2 protein-coding genes are annotated in these 1,178 nt (G+C 42.1%); both read left to right on the top strand.

Translation table 11 applies throughout. The features are described from left to right. The first annotated feature begins 139 nt into the window (after positions 1–139). Positions 140–769 (top strand): 23S rRNA (uridine(2552)-2'-O)-methyltransferase RlmE, encoded by a 630-nt coding sequence (rlmE, locus tag FHQ30_RS12915; RefSeq protein WP_132967229.1) that lies wholly within the window; start codon positions 140–142, stop codon positions 767–769. A gap of 59 nt (positions 770–828) precedes the next feature. Continuing rightward, a partial coding sequence (locus FHQ30_RS12920; RefSeq protein WP_176552782.1) for an ATP-dependent metallopeptidase FtsH/Yme1/Tma family protein occupies positions 829–1,178 on the top strand: 350 nt, incomplete at its 3' end.

Consider the following 1,178-nt stretch of genomic DNA (forward strand, 5'->3'; position numbering starts at 1 on the left):
TTAAACATTAAAGCTACATTGTTACATCACAATAGAAAAGTTTGAATAATTGATTATTTAGACTTGAATCTATTAATTTAAGTGCCATATTAACATAATTACCGCTTGAGTTAGGTAATTATCTCAAGAGATAAATAAAATGGGAAAGAAAAAACGTTCTGCCAGCTCGACTCGCTGGTTAAATGAACACTTTAAAGATCACTTTGTGCAAAAAGCACATAAACAAAAGCTGCGTTCGCGCGCCTACTTTAAACTGGACGAAATTCAGCAAACGGATCGTTTGTTTAAACCAAATATGACGGTGGTTGATTTAGGGGCAGCGCCGGGTGGTTGGTCGCAATATGTGGTCAAACAGATTGGTAGTCAGGGACGAGTGATCGCCTGTGATATCCTGGATATGGATCCAATTGCCGGCGTGGATTTCCTACAAGGAGATTTCCGCGAAGAAAGCGTGTTGAAAGCGCTGCTGCAACGAGTTGGTGACGGCAAAGTTGATGTAGTGTTGTCGGATATGGCGCCAAATTTCAGTGGCATGCCGTCGGTGGATATTCCGAGGGCGATGTATCTGGTGGAACTTGCGCTGGACATGTGCCGTCAGGTGTTGGCAAACAAAGGCAGTTTTGTAGTAAAAGTTTTTCAGGGAGAAGGCTTCGACGAATACCTGAGAGAGATTCGCTCTCTGTTTGGTGTGGTGAAAGTGCGGAAACCTGAAGCCTCTCGTGGCCGCTCGCGAGAAGTATATATTGTGGCAACCGGTTACAAATTATAGTAATCTATGCTACCGATTTGTTAAACAAGGATAAATGAGGTTGAGCCTTGAAGAACGACATGATAAAAAACTTAATTTTGTGGACGGTAATCGGTGTCATTCTGATGTCCGTGTTTCAAAGTTTTAATTCCGATTCAGAAGCTAAAAGTGGCGTGGATTACACCGCATTCGTTTCTGATGTGGGTAATAATCAGGTAACTGAAGCACGTTTTGATGACAGCCAAATTACGGTCACCAAAAGTAATGGTGACAAATACCAAACTGTCATGCCGATTTACGATGCCAAAATTTTGGATGATTTAATTCAAAAAAATGTCAAAGTGTCAGGCACTCCGCCGGAAAAACGCGGCTTATTCTCACAGATTTTGATCTCATGGTTCCCGATGCTGTTGTTGATCGGTGTTTGGAT

Origin of the sequence: Testudinibacter sp. 'clade 2' (genome assembly GCF_006227735.1) — a bacterium.
In the GTDB taxonomy this organism is placed as follows: Bacteria; Pseudomonadota; Gammaproteobacteria; order Enterobacterales; family Pasteurellaceae; genus Chelonobacter.

What these genes read in the sequence shown, in the direction of transcription:
- rlmE (WP_132967229.1), top strand. Translation starts at nt 140, where the DNA reads ATGGGAAAGAAAAAACGTTCTGCCAGCTCGACTCGCTGGTTAAATGAA.